At 32.0% G+C, this 1,251-nt stretch carries 1 protein-coding gene; it reads left to right on the top strand.

Annotation, left to right across the window (positions count from 1 at the left end):
* Positions 1-320: 320 nt before the first annotated feature.
* Positions 321-1,139 (top strand): AraC family transcriptional regulator, encoded by an 819-nt coding sequence (locus tag M2139_RS14235; RefSeq protein WP_280739518.1) that lies wholly within the window; start codon positions 321-323, stop codon positions 1,137-1,139.
* Positions 1,140-1,251: the final 112 nt, after the last annotated feature.

The raw sequence follows: 1,251 nt of genomic DNA, 5'->3' as shown, positions 1-1,251 counted from the left end.
TTTCGTATCGGGTCATAAAATTCATCCTCTCGTAGATAAGTTTAATCTATTTCCGTCTCTACGAAAAGTTGTCTAAGATTTGATACTAACACCAAGTCATAATTGTTCACTCGAAGTATAGAATAGTCTGCAACTAGTTAAAATTAAATGGTTATTATTAGTAAAAATGATGTACAATGTTAGTTATAAATACTATTTTAATTGACTAGCTATTAAAAAATTAACATTAAAGATGGCGAGATAGCACAACTGATAAAATCACAATAAATAAACGGTTGGTTTTAAGCCAACATTGACATTTAGAATTGAGGACTTCAATCATGACCTATACAAACGTTCAAACTTTTAATCCAGATATTTTATATGCTTTTGACCCCTGGAACGAAGCCGGCCATAGCTCTAAATACCACGCTCATGAATTTATGGAAATCAGTATTATTTTAGAGGGGGAAACAGATTATCGCTTGGAAGATGAAGAATTGCGTTTAGGCGCTGGTAGAATTATGCTGTTTAATCCTGGTGTTTATCACAGTGAACAACAGCCCGCTCATACTTATTCTCATCAGTTGCATATTGGGATTAATAATATTTCTTTAGACGGCTTACCCCGTAATCATTTTCCTAATAAAAAAGCTTTGTTGGATTTAGGTGAGTATCACAGTCAGTTTTTAGATAAAGCTTGGCATTTAGCTAAAGAATTTAATGAACAAAATGAAGAGTTTCAGCTAATGGGAAAAGCCTTATTAATTGAAATGTTAGTTCTTATTTTGCGAAGTTTCAGCCAAAGAAGTAATGATTTAGTTGATCAAACTTTATCAAAATCTGAAAAACGCAAACAAAATTTAGTCAACCAAACTATTTATTATTTAGAAAATCGTTATGATCAAGAAATTACCTTGGAACAACTGGCGGAAATTTTTTACGTCAGCCCTACTCATCTTTCAAAAGTTTTTAAAGAAGTGACTGGCAGTAGCCCGATTAATTATTTGATTCAAATTCGGTTAAAACACGCTAAAACTTTATTAAAAAATGAATCAGCTAGCATTAAAGAAGTGGCTCAAACTGTTGGTTATGAAGATGCTTACCATTTTAGTAAGCTCTTTAAAAAATATTACGGTGTGGCGCCTTCAAAAGTATAAATAAAAAACAACAACTATCTGTACCGACCCCCAAAAGTTAGACCAAAAATCTAACATTTGGAGGTCGGTATTTTTATGGCTAAATATAGTTTTGAACTCAAATTGAAAATAG

Origin of the sequence: Enterococcus sp. PF1-24, assembly GCF_029893325.1 — a bacterium.
Lineage (GTDB): Bacteria > Bacillota > Bacilli > Lactobacillales > Enterococcaceae > HY326.
The sequence above is the reverse complement of the archived record's forward strand: the minus strand, read 5'-3'. Positions and strand labels throughout refer to the sequence as shown.